This window comes from candidate division KSB1 bacterium (assembly GCA_034506395.1).
Classification (GTDB): Bacteria; Zhuqueibacterota; Zhuqueibacteria; order Thermofontimicrobiales; family Thermofontimicrobiaceae; genus Thermofontimicrobium.
This window is the reverse complement of the sequence record JAPDPQ010000043.1, coordinates 1-21,965: the sequence shown is the minus strand read 5'-3', so window position 1 is coordinate 21,965 and position 21,965 is coordinate 1. Positions and strand designations below refer to the sequence as shown.

Below are 21,965 nucleotides of genomic sequence, written 5' to 3'. Positions count from 1 at the left end.
CCCGGCCATGATAGAATGCACTGCAATAAGTGCTTTTCAATACCCGACAATCATCCGCAGCCGAGTAAGCGGACGATGAATCGCCTTAATTCTATCGACCAATATGTCAGCTCTGGTTCAATTATGGAGGAATTTTTTATTTCGTCACTCCGATGATGACCTCGTAGGGACGCAACGTCCAGCTCGCTTCGGACAGCGGTTGATTAGCGATGAGATTCTGTGTCAGCTTTTCCTTTAAGGTGATCGTTTTCTGTTTATAGCTCAAATTGATCACAATGGTGTAAGCCGCTTCAGACGATTGTCTCGGCACCACCAGCACGCCAGGCTCGCCTTCCGCCAGCGGCAGCATACCCTGCAATTTGGCGTAGTGGCGATAGAGCTGTTGCATATTGGCCTGGCCTGGATAAGTGCCCAGCACGACCACTTTTCCTTTGCCCACGTTATTTTCGATGATGGCCGGGAATCCGTCGTGCATACCATTTTTATAACGCGCCAAAATTTTGCCAGAAGTTGAGCTTAGCGCTTCGCTCCAGAGATCGCAATCCGTCATCTCCAGTTCTGCGCCATTTTCCCAGACGATCTGTGGTCCTGGATCGGTCTCGTTGTTCCATTTATCAATGGGGATGCGCGATTCGACAAAAATGCCCATCCACGGTTCCAGATCGCCCAGCGCAAAATCAGTAAACGCCGTCCAGTACTCGGTGCGAAAACCGCTTACCGGTCCCAGCAGCAATATGCCTCCTTTTTCCACCCAGGCTTTGATGCGCTGGCGCAGCGCAGGATCAACGCGCGGCATCAACGGCATGATCAACAGTTTATAGCCGGAAATATCGCAGCCTTCATGAATGACATCGCGGTGGAGATAGGTATTAGCCAGCGGCTGGTAAAACAGGTTGAACCAGGCATCGTAGTATTTGAGATCGTTGACGTTCTGCTCGATCCGCAATCCCATATCATTCAGATGGCTATAAAAGATCGCCACGGAAGCCGGTGCTACGGGTGCTTTCATCAGCAGATCGCTGAATCGGTTAAGTTCAGCGCCGATCTGTTTAATGGCATCGTAATTGGCCATGGGCTTGCCCCACACCGAAAGAATAGCACCATGCGGCATTTCGTGGGCCGCGGGATGCTGACGCCAGAGCCAGAACAAAGAACCCTGACCGCCCAGGGCATGAGTCATCCAGATCATGGCCCGCAGCGCACCTTGGGGCTGGTGATTGAACCAGGTCTTGCCATCCCAGCCGCCAGAATAATTGGGCGCGGTCTCGATCAGCCAATACCAGCCCTTGCCGTAACCTCGCAGCCGATCAAAATTACTCTGAATTTTCTGATAAGATGGATAGCTGTGATAAATGGTCAGACCGACAAAATCGAGGTTTTGGAATAGCGCTGGATAATCGATTTGCTGACCGGGCATGCCATTGTGCGTGATCGGAAGATCCGAATAACGGCGCAGCGCCTGCAATTGGAGATCCTGGTAGTCGACAATTTGTTGGGAATGAAACTGGATCCATTCATAGCGAATCGATGGCTGATGTCGGATGAATGATCGGGGCATGGGAATTTGCTCGAAGCGATCATAATCCTGTGACCATAGATGATTGCCCCAGATTCGATTGAGCGTTGTAATATCGCCATATCTATGCTTCAGCCAACGGTGCCAGAGCCGTGCGGTTGCTGGACTGAAATCTGGTTCCAGATTGAATTCATTGTCCGTCTGCCAGGCAATAACACCATCTTTTTTGCCGAATTCCCGGGCCATCGCCTCACAAATCCGTCGGCTGTATTGCTGGTATATTGGACTGGTATAGCTGCAATTGCGCCGGGCACCATGCTCCAGCCGGATGCCGTTTTCAGTGATGCGAAATATTTCGGGGTGCTTCTCAGCCAGCCAGGCTGGCGGGGTAGCGGTCGGCGTACCCAGAATCACATCGATCCCATTGGCGTGCAATTGATCGATAATGGCGTGCAGCCATTGAAACTCGAATTTACCCTCATCAGGCTCCATCAGGGACCACGAAAATTCTGCCATGCGCACGACATTGATATGCAATTCTTTCATGCGTTCAATATCGCGTTCGATTTCACTCTTTGGCCAAACTTCAGGATAATAAGCCGCACCGAAATAAATTTTCTCTTGCCCCACATGTTTTATTTGGCCAAAGCTATGCTGAAACGTACCAATAATGAGAATCGAAAATATCAAACTTTTCACAATGCTGAATGATCGGTAAAAATGCTTCATGTTCCGGCTTGCTCCAAAATTTAACACCTATCAGTTTCGGTTGTCGGTTATTCTTCAAATGTCGATAAAGAAGCCACCTCTGAAAGCAGCTTCAATATAGCCGAGATCGTTCCGTTTTGTCCGAGCATGCTTCCTGATGGGATGAACCTATCGCCTCGAATCTTGTTATCATTTTACCAGCGCCAATTTGATTGTCTGACATTGCTGATGGCTTTTCAAAGTACACCACAAAACGCTGGCGGGAATTTCCATCGAGCTCCAGTTGAGGGACTGTCGCCCCGCTTGAATCGATTGGCCTGTCCGCTGAAACAACGTTCGTCCCAACAGGTCATAAATTTTTAGCTCATAAGGGTCGCCAGTTTGTAATTCAAATTCAATGGTTATCGAATGATTAAATGGATTGGGATAAGCACAGAGTCCAAGCGACTTGTTCGGATGTCGCATTCCCGTTCGTGGTGTGACACCAGTCGAGTGGTTGCCAATCCGTTCGTAGCTTACCTCAGCGGTGTGCGGTGACACACGGATTCGTAGCCCCCGACCCAGGCACTGTGCGGTCAGGACGCCGCTGCCCCAATCCTGATGAACAATATCCTCGCCATAGCATACCTGATAACTCTGCCATTTTTCAAAATCTAATTCTCCTTCTTCGACCCAAACGCGCGGAATAACCCCGGCAGGATCAATGACTGTGCCGTCGATCAAAACGTAATGGGTCGTCGGCTGGTATTGCATTCGCAACCGGCGTCCCAGTGTCGAGCAATATTCAATCTGGTCTGGGCTTTGACTCTTCACCGTGGTGTTGTTTTGCACCTGGCAAATGAAGTTGGCGTAACTGCCATGTTCGTGTGCCGTGCCGACTTCCATGATCAAACCGGCTAATTCATTGGTTGAAAAATACCAGGTCAGCTTCTCGTGGCTGGAAGAGAAACGATCGACGCTATGAAATAGGGCGCGATGGGGAATCACAGCGACGTACACATCATGGCCCATATCCACAAAAGCAGTGTCATGGTGCCACGAAATGGGACGTTGATTAGGGATAGCCACCCACATTCGGTCGGTCCCTCGAATGAGCCGCATCAGGACGTTGCGATCCTGGCCCATTTCCTCTTGCGGACAACGGCCGGCCATTTCCTCCAGAGCACCAGCATTGCCAAAGACCTGCAGACAACCGCTATCATCGCCAACAACTCCCAGCCGCCAGACACTTTGCTCCGAAAACATCATCTGTCCCTGAGTGTTCATGCGAGCGTTGCCATCGGGGCGGTAGGTCGCTGCGCTGCCCAGGGTGTAATTTTTTTCCAGATATAGAGTTTCAAATTCAAAGCGGCGACTGTTAAAGGCTTGCCCATTCCAATCTCGATAATTATTGAAATCGAGGCCATAATAAGGCTTGGCATTGTGCATTTCAATTGGGGTCTGGAATTTCCGTTGCGCCAGATCGAGGGCGACTTGGGGTGGACGATAGGAACTATATAGCGGATAACCGATGAAATTGACTGAAACATTTTGAATGGCCCTTTCTGGAGCAAAACTCGGATGGTATTCTGGCCCAACAAAATAGAGATAGGTATAAAACCAGGCGGAACCGGAAAATGGTTCATAGGCATTTGATTTCGCACGAACGTCCGGACCGACTTGAAAGCCGTCCAGATAATGAAGCGCCGTGGTGATCAGCATCCAGTCCAGCACTGCCTGAGCCTGATGCTTGATTTTGAGTGTTGGTGCGTATTCGTACAACACCAGCGCGGGTTGAAAACAATAAGCGAAATAATTCTGTGAATCCCATTCCAGCCGACCACAATGATAAAGCGCTCGCACCCAGTTGTCGGCATAATGATTAAAATAGCTGATGTAGGTTTGATCGTTAAATTCGTGGGCCATTAGCAGCCCTGCCAGTCGCGCCAGCCAGTCAAAATTCTCCGAATTGAACTCGGTGATGGCATAGAGCGGATCCATGTGGTGGTCGGGCCGACTGCAATAGCGCCAGCCAGTTTGCGCCATCATTCGCTTGACCTGTTCCAGTTGATCGGTTGGAAGCAGGGACTTGTAGCTGAAATAATACAGACAATACCCAGCACATGAAAATGGTTTATAAAAAGAACCAATTACGTTATCAAACAAACAGTCACGGCCCCTCCCGTCAATCCAGGCCCGCAGCACAGTGGCATCATGGTGATGCTTCCACATATTCGCTAATAATGCTGGCCAAGCGCGCTTGCCGGCGTCAGCATCACCAGGCGGATATTCGATAGGCCAGATCTCATAATGATCAACCAGCTTCTGAAGACGCTGCTGGTAACTGTTTTCCCAAATTGAATCCGGTCGAAAAGCGGCATCTTCTGGATCGGTTGCTTGTGGATAAACCAGTAGCGGACAAAAAATAGCAAACAATAAGATAAGACCATTTCGATTTATGATTGAAAGATTCATTTTGCCTCTGGTTTTGTCAGCCAGGTTGAACGATAATGAATGTGATAATGATAAGCAACCAACGAGCAACCAACCATATTTTTTAGGACAGCATCATTTGCGAAAATTCACTGAACACTATATTTGATGCCTTTGCGAGGCGTTTTTGCAGAAGCAATTTTTATAAATCACAAAACAACAAGGATTGCTTCACTTCTTTCGCAATGACAGATTTGGAGAAAACATGGCGGTGTCGTTCAAGCCCTATTTACTGCTGGGACCAATGTATATTTTACATTTGAATTGTCATTCCGAATGGAGTGAGGAACATGTCTTTCAAGCAACTGTTGGTTTCACAGATTTCTCTCTGTCCGACAGTTGGCGGACGGACGAAATAACGCTGACATGTAACCTATTTGGTGCTCTCACTGATAAATTTTATTTGCAGCTACCGAATTCATTCACATCACGGCAACACTTTTTGCTGATGCTACTGGTTTCCCCTCGCCAGATCTATTTGGAATAATCTAAAGCTTATTTGATAAGTATACATTTTTTAATCTGGACCAAATCACCCGCAACGATTTGCAGCCAATACGGTCCGGAGCTTAAACCATGCGTAGCCCAGACAATTTTATGGTCTCCCGCTGTTTGAAATTCATCACATAGAGTTGATACCAATTGCCCGATTCCGTTATATACATGGAGCTTTACCTGTCCCGCAACAGGAAGTTGATAATAAAAACTGGTCTCCTCATTGAAGGGATTTGGAAAATTCTGGATGAATATCTCTTGCATCGGTTCGGGCTTAGCCCGTTTTTCCTGCAAAATATCGGTGGACTCGAAATCGCCCCCACCACCATAACAACCCATGTCATTCCTCAATCCACCTTTTGCTGGCCAGAGCGCCAGGCCATGTCGATTTGGGTTTTCTCTGTCATAAAAAATTGGATCGGGATCGCCAGCATCAATGCAGGGGGAATTTGCCCCTGGAACGAAAAGCAGCGGGGAAATCGCATCAAAATCGGGATCGGCAGTTATGCTTCCGACATCCCGGAGGATTGGTCCGCTGGAGTTACTTCGGCAGAGCCAGGCCTCGCTCAGCGTGTCCATATCGCAATAGCTCAAGATCAATGTATCAGCCATGCCAAGAGCGATACTTTGCCCTTGCTCTGCATGGTTATCCCATAGAATTGAATTTTTAAGCAGAATATGATTATGATAGCTGGCATAGATGCCAGCGCCAGTTCGAGCCAGGTTATCGGCAATGGTACAATTGACGACATAAGGCTGGGAGAACCATTCCGCATAGAGGGCCGCGCCCTGCTGCGCCGTATTACCAGCTATTATACAATTCCGAATTGTCGGTGACGATTTCCAAAGATAAATGCCGCCACCATAGCTGGCGTTGTTGGTAGTGATGCGGCAATTTCGAATCAGTGGCGCGCTATCTGCAATCCATATGCCTCCACCCCATGATGTAGACTTCCCGCCCGAAATCGAGCAAAAGCTGAGGACATCATCTGCGCCAGAGTTGAAGATGTGAATGCCTCCCCATCCAATATCGGGAAATACCGGTCGAAATCGGATCGTATCCTCAGGGCTGCCTCTGGCGATGAATTGAGCCTCCCCTTTAATTTCCAGTTCATAATGACCCCAGAATAGCACGTCCACCCCGGGTTCAATGATCAACTGATCCCCATCACGAAGAAAGACATCACCCAATATATGAAAAGGCGATTGAGTTTTTGCCCAGCGGCCGGATATTCTGCCGCTGAAAACCAGGGTCCCACTCAACGGAGCAATTTCGCCCCGAAGCCTGATTACCCGCCAATTTTGCTCTTGATGATAAGAAACGAGCAAATCACCAATTAGCGGCATGAGTTGCGGCTTAAACCGGATGAAAATCAGCTTTGTTGCGCCAGGCTCCAATGAGAACGATGGCAGAGAATCACTATAAGTAATGCCATCATCACTGAGATAAAAGCCTGGCGGAACGATCAGATAATCGACCACAATAGCCTGTTCATTCGGATTTTCCAATTGCAGGCATTGGCTTGCCGAGAGCGAGTCGCCAGGATTGCACTTCAATTGCAAATAAGTTTTGTTCACCGCAAGCGTCGGATAGCCAATCGACTGGATATTTACAATCGCTTCGATCGGGAAGATGTTTTGCTCAGAATGACCATTGCCATTCAATTTGAACCATGCTTCGGCAATTGCCTGTGGTTTATTTTTGCCCCAGCCGAAGTTTAAATGGAAAAATCTATCGGTATGGTAGCCATCGACGACCGCCGCATGACCGGGAATGATCAGCAGCGCTGGTCGCCGGTTCATTATGTCTTCCTGAAGCTGATAAAACAGGTTCGAATCTGCTTGCATGAATCGACCCGAAACATAGTCCAAACGAGCAAAAATGTTGGGATCGATATTTGATACAGATGAGTAATCCGCTTTAAAATCGGTCTTTGTCAATACCGCAGCGGCAAAACAAAGGGCAGCAACCTGGCTTGGATTTAATTCTTGCTGGGGTACCTGATAACTATTGCGAATCTCTTGCAGCGCAGCATTCAACGCCTCGAACGATGGAAACCCCAGGCGAGTGCTATCCGCATCGATGGCGATGCCGTAGCTGGAAGTCACATAACGGTCCTGCTCATTAAAGCGGAGCTGGCCTACGTGGCGATGGAAATGAACGATTTGGCCCAGCGCCACCGCTGCACAGCCCAATTTCGACCGCTGATGCAAAATTGGATCGGTCGGGCAAAACCAATTATACGGCTCGTCCTGGTGCCAACAGGTCTCCAGCCATCCTCCGGTTGCCGTGGTTCCAGCTTTCGGCCACTGTCGGGAAAAGGAAAAATTCGCTTGATTCCAGCCATGATCCTGATGCCTTTCGAGCGCCGCGTGAAGCCATTTGATGAACGGTTCTTCTGGATCGATATGATCTGGCCAATGACTATGCTCAGAATAAGCAACCACCTGGAATAAGCTGGAATCTTCAATAACAACGGCAAACCCGGATGGATCGAATCGACAAACGGTGAGGCGAGGGAAATTTGGTAGCTGGGACAAACGCAATTCGATTCGATCCACTGGATGGAGTTGCTGCAAAGTATTAAAGCCAAGAGCGCTGATACCACCCAAATGATGAGTAACCATAAATGCGCTTAGCAGCAAATATGAGCTAATGATCCTCATCTCTTCCTCATCGCAGCAGTAGCATCTTTTGGGTCACCGAAAACTGACGTGAAGTAATGCGGCAAAAATAAACGCCGCTGGTAACCTGATGCGCTTTTTTATCCCTGCCATCCCAATAAACGCTGTATCTACCCGGTTGCTGTTCGGTATCGAGCAGAGTGAGGATGTGTTGACCGGTGAGCGTCATTATCTCAATTACTACGCGACTGGAAACTGGCAGTTGATATTGGATCGAGGTGCCCGAGTTGAAGGGATTGGGATAGTTCTGGAATAGAAAATGCGCTTCGGGTTGCAGAGGTCGGCTGGTGACTTTCGAGCCGGATGGGAAACCATGAATTTCCACTTCCATGATCTTATTCAACGTTTGAGAGCGGGGGCCTTCTGAATTGCCGAGGATTCTAATACGCACGTAGCGGGCTTCCGATTCGGGAACGGGATAGGGCTGCAAATCTTTCTGGCGGGTATTGCTGCTGCCATTTTCGATTAATTTGATAAATGCGCTACTGTCGATGGCACATTCAACGTCAAATTGATACGTTCTCAGGCGATATTCATTCCAGGCGATACGCACCTGCTTGAGTCGACACACCGCTCCAAGATCGAGCGTAAAGTGGCCTGTCGGGGAAGGAGCCGTCCACCCAGTTTGAAAATCGCCATCGACCAAATGGGACAAAGGATTCTCTATGGAATCATCAGCTTCCAAAATGGCGGCGATATCGAGGCAATAGCCGGTGCTGGGATCTGGCGTGATTACGTTCAAACTCGAAGTATAGGCGGAAAATTCTGAGCCTCGAAATGCCCGCATTCGATAGGTATAGCTCGTCAGCGGCTGCAAGCCACGGTCGCTGAACTTTGTGGTACTGGAATCGAGCTGGGCAATGGTCACAAAATCCCCCTGGATCTTTCGCTCGATGATAAAGCCCTCTGTCTCATTTGAACAATTCGTCCATAAAAGATCAACGCGCTGAAAATCCACTGCACGAAGCCTGAAGCCGCCGGGTGAATCGATCGGGCTGTTGGAAGCTGGTGCGCCGATGACCGCAAAGAAGGCATCCTGAGTACCACCCCCGGGATCAGGCTGGATCGCATTGAACGTGTACAGACGAGGCAACGGGATGGCACAATCGCCGCCCCAGGCAATATGGGTGGGGCCGACGCCAAAATGTCGGGCAGCGACAGCTCGAGCGTAATGCGTCGGTCCACTTTGCAGCCGGGTGAGGAACAGACGTTCTCTAAAATCCGAACTCATGATCAGTAGAAAGCCGCCGCTTTTATTTTCCCCCGGCAGCAGGTCCGGTGCTAACGGCAGATTCTCCTCTGCCGCGCCAACCACATACACACGGCCGAGCTCATCGACAGCGATGTCGCCATTGTTGGTCATAGTGTATCCTACCTGGTTGTTGAAATCCCGGGCCATAAATAATTGACCGAGCAACATCGTACCATCTGCTGGTTCGTATCGACCAAAGAAGACCTCGTTGCGATTGCCGCCCCCAGTATTATAGGGCGTATGATATTGATCGCCACCCACGATCGGCGCCTTTTTCATGATATCAAACGGATCGTAGCGATAGACATGATTGCCTCCACAACAAACGGCCAGCAAATATAATTTGCCATCGCCGCCCATCTCACAACGATTTATTCGGGCATCGGCCATATTGTTCTCCGGCCGATTCAACCAATGGTCGGAATTCGGATCAGCAGACCAGTTATACCCAGTATATTTCACAATGCCCTGATAATCGTTGCCCTGGAAATATGGGATGTGAACCGGGTTGGTCATTGAACCATCCCAGGTGTTGGCTGGCCGCCAGCCGACATGAACCACCGTTTGCGAAACTTCGTCAATACAAACATCTCGGGTGTAATGCAATCCCGGGAAGGCGCCAATTTCAGTGCCCGCTGGATCTAACACATGAATCGTCACATGATTGGTTTGCAGAATCTCATAATCAGTACCCGGCCGGGTCATCACCGCACAATAGCCGTTCGGCCCCACATCCAATCGGTAGACGGGATCGGAGAAGCTCTTTTTCCAGACAATTTGATCTGCGGTTGGGGATAGCTTGAACGCCCCGTCAGGCCCGGCGGCCACATAAAGATGGTCGCTGGCATCCACCGATAGGTCGAGAACAATGCTGGCAAAACGAGACACGGATAGCAACTGCTTGCCATCCGATGACAGCCGAACAACGCAGCCAGGAGTTTCCAACGTGGCATTATTCAGCAAAATCGGCGCGATACCACCGGCTGCAGAATCATAAATATCTCCTGCCACCACAACGGTTTGATCGGACAGAATAGCCGCTCCTCGGATGACATCGAAATTGCTGGTCCCGCCGAGATACGAAGCTGCGGTCAACCGATACTCAGAATCTTGGGCATAAAGATCATGTCCACTCAGCAGCCAGATGAAAAACAAGATCGTCAGCCAGGTTTTATTTTTATTCTTCCCGCTCCAAACAAAGCAGGCAAGTTCTTTTAAGAATCGAACCATAGGACACCATAACATAAGCAGCATCGGTTTCATCAACCCCCAAAGTTGTCAGCGCAAGAGCAGCATTTTATGCACCAAGGTCTGGCTATTGGTGCGCAATTTCAAGTAATAGATTCCCGCGGGAACAGCCCGACCGCTCTGGTCTTCACCTGACCATTGCAGCCGATATTGACCAGCGACAAAGACCCCATCAGCCAGCGTGCAAATTGACTGACCCAATACGTTGAAAATCACCAATTCCACCCATGAATTTTCTGGAATGGAAAATTCCACAGTCGTAACGGGATTGAACGGATTCGGATAATTGTTCACCCAAAATGAATAGCGGTCTGGTTTTTCTAAGGAACTTACTTCACTTGGAGCTGTGGCTACCTTGAAAATCGGGATATACTGCAACGCATCCCAGTGGTAGCCGCCATTTCCGTTATTGCTACCCAGCACGATCTTGCCCGCAGGAAATCGTTTTTGATAAATATCCATTCGGCGAATTTGAGGTGCATCCGGTTTGTAGCCATCCAGAAACATAATCGAATCCTGGGACATGGTCCATTCCCGCAGCCAGTTGGGAAAAGTGGGCGAACTGGCTCGTTGTCTGGCATCATAAGCAATGAAGATCACAACATCTTTATTGACATCGAAAGTCATGTATTCGGCCACATCGGTGGTCCATTTATCATTGCACGGCATCAGAATGTAGGTGGCTTTGATGAGCGAATCCGGAACATACTTCGTTACATAGGCTAATGAAGGCGCATTCAAAACCCCGTCGCGATCCCACCATAACAGCCGCTCCACATTCAACGAATCATAGCGAATGTCCGTGGGAAGCGGTTGATTACCACTCACTCCCTTGAAAACCAAATTAGAGATGGTCAGCCCCTGTGAGCTCTGGGCGGCGGATTTATTCATAAAAAATAAACTGCAAAATAGCGAAAGAACGATAATAAGCACGGCTAACTTCGATCGAGTCATTACAATTCTCCTCTGTTTTGCCAAAAAATAGAAAAAATGGGCAGTATTACAGCCACATGATGCATCGCATTTCAATAACGATAAATTGAATGCCATCGATAACCGATATCAAAATGATTTGGATGGCGAATTGGTTGATCTCGATGCTTCCACTTTTCACTTTTAGAACATATTACTTTGTCAAAACCATTTTTCGGGTGGCTATAAAATCGCCCGCGCGCAATTGATAGAAATAAATTCCAGCCGGTGCTACCAGCCCCTGATCTGTTAAACCATCCCAGTGAAGTTGATGCCAGCCCGGGGTGGCTGCAATTTGATCGAAAGTTCGAATTGGCTGTCCCAGTACATTGAAAATCGTTAACGTTGCCCGGCCCGCTTCTTTAATGGCGTACTGGATGGTCGTAGCTGGATTGAAAGGATTGGGATAATTTGGGCCAAGCGCATAGCTATAAACTTGAGCGCCCTGCGAACGATCGCTAACCCATGTTGGCTCATTGCCTTTTTTCCAGATCAGCAACCGGGGGTGCAGAGAATCGGCTCCCACACTATCCCGAGCGACAAAGCTGATCCAGGTATCTGGATCGGACCAGACCAGCTTTTTGGTCTTGCCCCACATATCGATGCTGATCTTTTTATCGCCTTTGCGTTCTCGCTCGACAATGTCGGTTTTCAGTTTTCCACCGATAGTCCAACCATAAAGTTTTCTGAAAACAGTAACGCCCTTTTCGATGACCGAATCCTGCTGGGTGCCAATATTGTAAAAATCGCCTACCTGGAGTTCATAGCTAAAGTCGGGCAACGGTGCGGTGTTCCAGGTAACGGTTTTTTCATTCCAATTATCATCGGGAATGAACGAACAGGCGTAAACCAATTTAAAGCTATCAGAGTATGTGCTGTTCTTACCATTACTCCAGAGCTTTAATACGGCCATACCGATTTCTTCGGTGACTGCGGAGAGGTCAAAGCGCAGCAACGACTCCCGCCAATATCGAGACGCGCCGGGATCGCCCTCATTTTTAACAACCAAAATGGTATGCTCTTTATCGGTGTCGGCGCCATGGGCAATATCTGCCTGATCGCCACCATTGATCCACGTGTCGGCTTCAGTGATGATGACGTAATCGGGCTGCTGGCCAAAAGCCTCTGGTAACATAGCCCCGGCCATCAGCACAAATGCGATCAACCAGACGAATTGGTAAAATTTTTTCATCGTTACTCCTTTCAATGCTTAAGAGGATGGGTCAAAATATCAAATCATCTTGAGAATCCATCGGCCATTCGGCACATATTAATGAAAAAATCACCGAATCGCGGGATTCCTTTGCCGCCAACAAGTAAATTAGAATGACAGATTTTTCCATTTTGTAGAGGTCTAGGCTTAAGGACAAAGAGCCAGGTGATCATTGATGCCTGGCTCTTTATTCCAATGGCTTTTAAAGCGATAACTGCTACTTAATCAACATCATTTTTTTGGTTGCACTGAAATGATCAGCTTTCAAACTATAATAGTATACGCCGCTGGCCACCTGATGGCCATGGGTGTCGGTTCCATTCCAGATGATGTTGTGAATGCCGGCGGGATATTTCGCATTCACGACCTCTTTGACCACCCGACCAGTGAGATCATAAATCTTCAAGGAAACATCGCTATAACTGGGCAAACTAAAAGTGATCGTGGTCGTGGGGTTGAACGGATTGGGATAGTTTTGCGCCAGATCAAATTGGGTTGGCAACTGACTGTCAGCAATATTTTCGACGGCCGTGCCCCCGATTTTGGACGCTTCCAGCCAGAATGTTAATTGATGCGCCCATTGCCAGCCCCAGGGATTATATTTATAAGCGCCATCCACATCCCGATCTTGCTTCCAGGAGAAATCGATTTTATCTCCATCGGGATAGTCAGGATAAAGCTGATTCGGGTTGCTCTGCGGTTCTACCATGGAAAGCCAAACCTCACGACCTTCCTTGGGACTAACAAAACCCACGATAAAGCCCCAGGTGCTATCACCGCCCATAGGCCGCAGCGTGATGCCCTCACCGGGCAAATCGAAGGTGATAAACCGATGTTTCAGCGTATCCAGGGTGCTGGGGAAATTACCGTAATAAGTGGCCACCGTTCCCACTACGCTGGCCGCATCTTTTGTGGCGCATTTCACGATCTTCAAGAAGGCACCATCACCTTCCGCAGCTTTGGATGTTTCCAGCGTTCCTGGCACCCACCAGACCGGTTTAATGGCAATGGTGATTTTATCCAATACCGTCACGCCAGGCACTTTGAACTGCTGACCAATGTCCCGACCACCGTTCTTATTCCAAAAGAGATTTCGACGACCAACTTCAAACTGATAATAAGCGAATACCAGAGCATTGGTCGTATCGGGTCTCATGCTATCCGATTTGGCGATGAACATCCCGTCGAAATCCGTATCGATGTAGTTAACGCCACCGATCATGGTCTTGCCACCCAGCGTATCCTGCCAGACCAGCACCAGGTCTTTGGGATTGATGTCATAATTATAGATTTTACCCAGTTCATGGATTCGTTTTTCGGCCTGATCCCGTGGGGTGGGTGCCGTGAAAATTTTTGGATTAATGTCACATTCGCTGATTTCGGTCGCACTGACCGTTTTCAGGCCCTTGAGCAAATTGTTTTTAGGACCGTAGCGAAAACCACCGGCTTTAGAATAAAGCTTATAACCTACGACCTTGAGCTGATCCATGCCGACCAGTCGAACCAGGCCGTTCTTGGTATTCACCTCAGCAACCAGGCGGTGATCGGCCGGCCGCGGCTGCGGCGCTTCATAGCGATAGAGGACTGTCTCCTGCTTCTTTCCTGTGCCCCAGAATTTTTTCAACACATCGAAATCGGTTGCTTCGACGACATCGTTGTTGTTGAAATCACCATGCAACAGGGTTTTGTACAACAGAACTTTTTTGTAGGGATCGCGGGGATTCCCGGTGGGAACCAACAATGTATCAAGGGGACCCCAATTGGAGGCCATAATGAAAAAGTCTTCCACATCGGTGATGTAATCGAGATTCGCATCGGTGCATTTGGTAATGCCAATGCTCACATGCTTGAATCCGACCTGCGCATCTTTCGGTGCCACTCCGGGACGGATAATCGCCCCGCTTAATCCGGGACGCTGCAAGATGAAATCACATTTTTCAATGATCGCTTCGGTGGCCAGCGAATCTGAATTCAGATCGCTGAGGGAGATATGATCTCCATACATGTTATGACCAAAATGTTCAACATTGGTGATGTTATGGCCTGGAATGGGTCGGATGACGAATAGATTCTCGAAGTCCAATCCCAGCGTGCTATCATTGTGTGCTTTGGGTAAATTGGCATGATTATAGCTGTCGGGGAATAACCACTCATTTCCTGAACCAAAGATGCTTTTATTATTAACCCTGACTTTCACCTGACGGCCGCCCCAGGTGCCATCGTTATTGTTATGACAGCCCCCAATTTCTACTGCCAATTTCGGCCCAAGGATGGTTCCCTGCAATTTGAAATATTCGGGGCTCGATTGCGCCACATCGGAAAAATGCCTGAATTTGTAGATCAACACATCTTCAGCTTTGTTTAACTTTCGCGGCAGATATTCGCCGGGATCGACAACTCCATTGCCATTACGGTCGTCCCAATTGCCCCAGGTGATCGGCTGCCAGTGATCATCCCCGTCTCTCAACTGCCGGGAGAGGCCATAAGCAAAATTCCGATTGTTCGGAGTAAAGAATCCGACTTTTCCAATGGTTGGTGAAATTTTCCACTGATGAGCATCGCTAAACGAGCCGTCGGTAAAATCTTCATCCACCAGTACGCCAGTGCCCTCAATTGGCAGGCGCAGCGGAAAGGTCGTGGCTTTCGCAATATCCGAGGCAGTCCATTGGCCTGATAAATCAAAGGGAATGGCCTGGAATTGGTAGCTGGTGTTAGCAGTCAGACCGCCGATAATGACCGTATCCTCCATCCCTGAAACCGTTTTGATGCTGTCTAATGACGCTGATGCGACAAGCGCCATTTTGATCACAATGCCTTGCGCCAGACCGTCCGTGAGGTTAGTCCAGGTCAATCGGATTTGTTCGGTGGAATAGCGCTCAGCAGCGAAGTTGGTAATGCCCTTGGTTGTTTTCAATAAAACCGTATCCGCAGCCGCCACTGCTACTCCACCTTTCTCAGCGGTCACAGTAAAATAATAGCCCGTGTTGTTTTTGAGATCTGTCACTTCCAGGTTAGTTACGCTGCCAGCGACTGTGCCCACCGCCGTAAAAGCGATCCGGTCTTCGGATTTGTAAACCGTAAATTGATCCACCGCCTCGATCTGCCCCCATTCAACTTTAATTTTAGTAGCCGAGAGACCAGATCCATTGATCCAAACTGGCCCATGGTGATGACCGTGGGAATAGAGAACTCGCATTTCTTCCACGTTGCGCCAGCCAGAACCCGGGAATTTTATCCGAACATATTTAGCCGTTTTGGGGTCGAACCGGTTTACCCAAATTCTGGGTTTGTCGGTCGTGTACGGATAGCGAAGTTCCCCTTCGGTGGGGGTACCCGAGCGATCCACCACCATGTCCCAATTGGTGCTATCAGCGGACACTTCCACGATAAAGCTGTATTTGTCGTTGCGATAGGTCTGCAAATCGAACGCATCGATCAGGTAAGGCGCTCCTAAATTCACGACGAACCAATTATCTGCCATATTGCCTGCCCAACGCGACCCTTCTGACCGATCTCCATCAATGGCTTTTGCTGGAGGATAGCTGCTGTTAGAATTTCCCGCTGTCGCCGTTTTTTTCAGGGCGACATTTACGTCATTGACGACCTGGCTCATCGCAAAACTACTGATCAACAGCAATGCCATGATCGTGACAAGTACCCTCTTCATCATATTGCTTTCTCCTTGATTGTTTAAATAATTCTTTTAAATTAGCTATGAAAAAGAAACGCTGATTTGAATAATTCAAGTGGCAGCTATCACCTCCTTTCCAGCTATTTCTATGAATTAGAAATTAAAACTCAATGACAAACGGTTGACTGAACCCAAAAAACGGCCAAAATCGGCATAAGAATAGTTCAAATCAAATCCATCGTATCGGATGCCACCACCGAAAGTCACGCCTTCTTCATCATAATTGAATTTATAACCACAGCGCAATGCTACCATATTTTTGTACCAGTATTCTGTCCCTAAATGAACTCGTTCCGAATAGTCAATCGGATTATTGGCCGCGATGAAAAAGCACCATTGATGCAGATCGTTTTCAAGGTTAGCCGCCGACAGGACATCAATGGTGGCTCCGATGTTAAAAGTAAGTGGCAAACGATAAGTCTCTTCGATGTATTTCATATTGCGGGCAAAATGCAGGATGCTCATACCAATTTTGATGCCGTGCCAGCGAAGGTCATAAATAGTGCCCACGTCAAAGGCGATCACATTAGAACTCTTAGCTTGCAAATCCTGGCTGCAATATTTGGCAGTGATTCCTAACCCAAAGCGATCGGTAAAGCGCCGACCATAGGTCAGCCCGATGACATACTCCTGCAAGCCAATGTTGCCAATATCCCGATATCCCATGGGATCAAAGGGATCGATTTCAGTTCCTTCTATCGAGTTGTAATCCATAAATGCCGCGCTGACGGCAATATGGCCCCATTGCCCAAGATTCCTAGCAAAGGCGGCGGCCGTCTTTTGAACATCGGCGATCCAGGTGGTATAGCCCAAAAAAACCGAATTCCTTGCAATCGAAGTAATACCCGCCGGATTAAGGAACAACGTTGCAGCGTCATTCTCCATGGTTACAGATGCTTCCCCCAGTCCACTGGCCCGGGCATCCACCCCAATTTTTAAGAAGGTGTAACCAGCCTGACCAACTTTTTTTAATTCTGGAGATTCGGGAAATTTATCGGATTTATTGGTTTGGGCATTCGTAGATGTCAGGGCTGTGACAAGTTGAAATAGGAAGGTCGTAGTTAGAATAAATTTCTTCATAATTGGCTCCTTGATAACCGAGCTGAAATCAAAGATAAAATTCAAATAGTTCGATTCTAACGAATGATGATAAACTTGCCAGTCTTTTCGCCTTTGCCATCTAGGCTTTGCACATGGTAGATGTAAACCCCGCTGGCAAGATATTGCCTGAACCGGGAGATCGTCAGCCATTCTCTCCCACCTGAAAATTCGTCCCGATGCTCGATCTCATCTACCAGATCTCCAGTGAGGGTATAAAAACGGATGTTACAGCGTCCTGGCAATCCCGCTACCATAATCTTATCCCGTTCACCGGGATAGTTTTGGATGGCATTGGGATCCATGACAAATGGATTGGGCACGATGCGGACATGATCGATTGCGGATCCTTTTGCCAGGCCTGCGTGTACAGCCAGACGATTGGTCTGACAGAGATACTGGCTGCTTTCATTTCCCCGGTGATCCACTGCGGTGAGATTGAAATAATAGGCAAATCCAGGCTTGGGATTTCGAAAAAAATAGGTGTAATTTTTAATTGCGGGATTGGCGGCTACGGTATCCAGCAACGAATATCGAGCATCCCGGCTGCCCTCGGAATAATAGATGTTATACTTGACCACGTTAGCCGGCGTAGAGGACGGTTGCCATTCGAGACGAATGTAATTGCTGTCCATATTATCTACCGTCAGACTTTTCGGCGGCTGGGGATTTTGTCCCTCCGGAATGATCAACTGATTTTCCCATAGTTTCTTAGCCAGGTCAAAGTAATTCAAGAGCGAATCCCGACCGGTGCGCAAAAGCTTGGCTTTGGCAGCGTCATCAAACGATCCTTCTCCGGTTTGCCACCAGTGTAACCACTCCGCTCCTTTTTCCTGACACAGATGAGAATTGATCCCGCCAGCCCCACTGAAAAAGACAATATTGATGGTGTCATTAAATGCCAGTTCCCAGGGCCCAAACGAACTGAGCGCCCGTTGCGCATCGGTCAGCGGATTAGCCGCATCCGGATCATTGTCGGTGGAGAATCGCACGTCATCTAAACCGTTGCGAAAAACGTTATAGCGATCCGTTCGCGATTCCGTGCGACCGTGATACAACCAGTAATAAGTGTCCCACAAAACCAAGCGGATTTTCGACAGGTCGTTGCTGCGGTCGGCGGCCGATCTATCGATGTGGATCACGCCCGAGCCGACATACATCGGCGACATGAACTCGCCAGTCTCAGGTTTGGGATCGCCCTCATTATTGACCATCTTGCCGGCCCAGGTATCCCGTGGATCCCGACCGACCGACGCATGCAAAATTTGGGGTCGGGAAAAATCTTGCATCCCTGGAGCATTCGGATCATCCCCTTCCCAGCAGAGAATCTGGACACTGCTATATTCAGTCTGTCGGTCATTTTTGGTATGGGTTCGATCACAAAGCTCATCATGACTGCCCAGGCCTGGATTAAACACGTTAACCATGAATAACCACAGGGCTGAAAAACTGTTATTAGGCCACTCGATCTCTGCATCCGCATCACTATTGCCCGTGTTGATAAGCTGCAAATGTACGATGACAAGATCCTGATACTTTGGATGGCTCCAGGCATAAACCCGCTGCCGCAGCGTCACCCCAACATAGGAATTGACAATGGTTTCGATCATCTGATCGCTAGGCAGTTTCGCATCAATCTCATCATAAACATCAGTAGTGGTAATATCCTGGCCAGTAACGGTAACGGTTGGATAAGGATAGCGAATTTTTTTGACCTGCTTAATGGTGGTCCAGCTTCCCATCTGGATATCGCCAGGAACAGCATATCCTTCGATATTGGGTCCGGACCAATTCTCTACCAGCAGGTCCCAAGTGCTGCCGCCGCCGTTCTGGCAGTAGATAAAATCGCGGGGCCAATAAAAGCCGCCAATCGATCCGGTAGCCGTTACGCTTACACCATAGCGACCGCAAACCGTATAACGCTCTTGAGCGATCCCAACGGAGCCAATTAGTAAAATCGATATCAGATATATAATGGCGATTTGTCGAGGCATTGAAATTCTCCTGTATCTCATCAGGTTTAAAAATAAAGCTCCAGGCCGTAAACAATAGCCCGTGGCATCTTGAAATAGGCATAATAAGGTCCAGCACGCATTAACATCTCCTCTGCCAGATCATCGTACCATCCTGGTTCGAATTTGCCTTTGATTTCGAGATAATCCATATAATCGGTGAAGCTGAAGCCAGCACTTGTCCCCTGCGCTTCAAGCGCCTGTCGAATAAGCTGTTTTGAATTCAGCAGGTTCTGGATATTGACATAAGCCCGAGCATTCACGCCCGCGATTTTAACGCCTTTGTAGATTTGCAAATCTATGCCATTGGTATAAGGCTTCCATTGGACATTGGTATCTTTGCCCGGAAACTTATTAGCCCAGGCGCCACGAGTCCAGCGAAACCATTCCCCGGCTTCCCAGCGGTAATAGCCAGAAATTTCCCAATCCGACAGCAATTTTTTCCCGATGGAGCTTCCTTTGGCGGCGGTAGGACTGGTGAACATGAGCGTCAATCGAAAAATCGGCCGGGGTTTTGGTTGATCCGCTTCCGGGCTTTTGAGCCGATTTTCGATATACGGATCCTGATAAATTATGTCATAGCCATACTGTCCCGCTCGGGTCAGCATATAATTATAATTGGCGCGGCCCTGAAAATAACGGAAGAATGTGCCCTTAAGCTCCACTTCAACGCCTCGAATATCGCGATAGAGATTATTTTCAGGTCGATCATAAGGATCCGTATCCCGGCTCGGATAAAAAGCGCTGGTGGGCTGATAGCGCACCAGGCCAATCTCATTGTAAACATCCTTGTAGTAGCCGGTTATCCGATAGGTAAACAGATTGGCAACATCCTGTTCCACCCCAAATTCATAATTGATATTTTTCCGAAATTTCAGATTGGGATTGCACATCCGGTTAAGAGGGAAATAGGGATTGCAATCATTCACCAATAAATCTCGGGTGCTGGCACGCTGGAAAAAGTACCCATAGTTAAAAAATATTTTTGCCTTTTCGGTGATCGGATGGGAAATGCCAATTCGTGGACCAATCGCCCACTTAAATGGACCATTTTTATGGGGTGCAAATTGCAAGCTATCGTAAGCAACACTGTAATAAGTACCCTGTACCGGATTTCCATTGGCATCGAACTGATAGGCGCTGGAGCCATAATAGTAATTCCACATATTCAAGAACCATGGCGAATTGGCTTTGTAAAAATCTGCTCGCAGCCCCAGGTTCATGATCATACCCTCGAATTCAATCTTATCCTGAAGATAAGCACCCCCCTCCCAATAGCTATAGTCGCCATGTTGTGATGTCGGCTTCCACCCGGTACTGGCGCCACCGGATCGACCCCAGATTTCCTTGATAAACCGATCGCTATTGCCCATGTACAGATGCATGATTTCATAGTTCAACGCGAACCCGGATTTGAGCTGATTGAATTGATTGATTTGGCTGGTGAAATCAGCTTTGAGATTGTGCGACTCATACCAGCTATTGTCCTGGTTCTCGGCCTGGTACCCAAAATTTTGTGGCATTTCCGGCGGGCGATTCCAAACGACATGCGATTTGCCCGTGCTGGGATCGACGTAGGTTCCATTCGGCGGGGGATTGAAGGATTCATAGCGACCATAGGGAGCTTCGCTGCAATATACCGGGGTGGAATCGGTGGTGGTATGGTAAGCCGGCTTATTCAAATCGCGCAGGGGCATCTCATAGCGCAACCGATAGGTATTCCGAGAGTACTGATAATTTGCCTCCCAGAAGGTATTGGTATTGATCACGTGAGTGAACCGCAGGCCATTACTTGCCGTCCATTTGTAATAGGCTGTGGTTCGACTCCCCCAATTGAACATATTGCGGGCCTGATTACGCAAGAAATAATTCGACGCCGAAGAGGTGTTGCGCGGATCTAGGCCCGCCTCATAAAAGGCAAACGCAACCGTCTGTAATTCCCCATAACTCCCCCGATAGCGCAGGATCATATTGGGATTGATTTCGTATTTGAGTTTTAAATTAACAACGTCATCAAGAAAGTAGTTTTTGGAGACTTTGATAGGATAGCTCTGGCGGTCATAATAGCCATCAACATTGAAACTCAGCTTTTTGCCCAGGAATGGCACGGGGCCGCCAAAATTGAGTTCAATATAAGCATCTGGCCGCTCATAGTTCCAGGTGCGCAAAAAATATTCTTCAGCCTGCAACAGCTCTTCTGGCGACAAAGTCGTCTTATCCACCCCGTTGATCTCCTTGGTGCGCGCATTGGGACCTACAAAATAGGACTGGTAGCGAGCACGCCAGCCCTCGAAATCAGGCTTGCCATCGTAATTGGCATCAATGTTTTCACCATATTCATTTTTCCAACTGGGCACGACTGCTCCACGCCAGTTGGTATATTCAGGCCCCCGAATCGTGTCCAAGAATGTATAACGGCCGATTTGCCACCAGTTCTGGCGGCTGTAGATATTAGCCCCTACATGTTTGATCTCTGGCGGGCGATAGCGAACATCGATGGAGCCATAGTATTTATCGCCGCCCTCTTTGGTGACCACATTGATCAAACCCGAACGCACCTGGCCATATTCGGCGCTAAAACCACCCGTGAGAATCTGAATCTC

At 48.4% G+C, this 21,965-nt stretch carries 10 protein-coding genes; all 10 read right to left on the bottom strand.

What is annotated here, in order from left to right:
- Positions 1 to 136: 136 nt before the first annotated feature.
- Positions 137 to 2,245, bottom strand: a complete 2,109-nt coding sequence (locus ONB37_18410) for a beta-galactosidase (protein MDZ7402136.1) — start codon at positions 2,243 to 2,245, stop codon at positions 137 to 139.
- A gap of 168 nt (positions 2,246 to 2,413) precedes the next feature.
- Entirely contained in the window at positions 2,414 to 4,678 is a 2,265-nt protein-coding gene (locus ONB37_18405; GenBank protein MDZ7402135.1) for a T9SS type A sorting domain-containing protein, read from the bottom strand.
- Positions 4,679 to 5,191: 513 nt separating this feature from the next.
- On the bottom strand, positions 5,192 to 7,858 hold the full coding sequence (locus ONB37_18400) for a C10 family peptidase (protein MDZ7402134.1): 2,667 nt from the start codon (positions 7,856 to 7,858) through the stop codon (positions 5,192 to 5,194).
- 7 nt (positions 7,859 to 7,865) lie between these two features.
- Entirely contained in the window at positions 7,866 to 10,391 is a 2,526-nt protein-coding gene (locus ONB37_18395) for a discoidin domain-containing protein (GenBank protein ID MDZ7402133.1), read from the bottom strand.
- 15 nt (positions 10,392 to 10,406) lie between these two features.
- Positions 10,407 to 11,330 (bottom strand): T9SS type A sorting domain-containing protein, encoded by a 924-nt coding sequence (locus tag ONB37_18390; GenBank protein ID MDZ7402132.1) that lies wholly within the window; start codon positions 11,328 to 11,330, stop codon positions 10,407 to 10,409.
- 172 nt (positions 11,331 to 11,502) lie between these two features.
- A complete protein-coding gene (locus tag ONB37_18385) occupies positions 11,503 to 12,540 on the bottom strand; it encodes a DNRLRE domain-containing protein (GenBank protein MDZ7402131.1) in 1,038 nt (345 codons plus the stop codon).
- A 238-nt stretch (positions 12,541 to 12,778) separates the two neighbouring features.
- Positions 12,779 to 16,231, bottom strand: coding sequence for a discoidin domain-containing protein (locus ONB37_18380; GenBank protein MDZ7402130.1), 3,453 nt, complete (start codon positions 16,229 to 16,231; stop codon positions 12,779 to 12,781).
- Between the two features lie 114 nt (positions 16,232 to 16,345).
- Complete coding sequence (locus tag ONB37_18375) at positions 16,346 to 17,332, bottom strand: PorV/PorQ family protein (protein MDZ7402129.1); 987 nt, start codon at positions 17,330 to 17,332, stop codon at positions 16,346 to 16,348.
- 56 nt (positions 17,333 to 17,388) lie between these two features.
- Positions 17,389 to 19,344 carry a fibronectin type III domain-containing protein gene (locus ONB37_18370; GenBank protein MDZ7402128.1) on the bottom strand — a complete coding sequence of 652 codons (1,956 nt, stop codon included), beginning with the start codon at positions 19,342 to 19,344 and terminating at the stop codon, positions 17,389 to 17,391.
- Positions 19,345 to 19,370: 26 nt separating this feature from the next.
- Positions 19,371 to 21,965: TonB-dependent receptor (locus tag ONB37_18365; GenBank protein MDZ7402127.1), on the bottom strand; the 2,595-nt coding region annotated here is incomplete at its 5' end.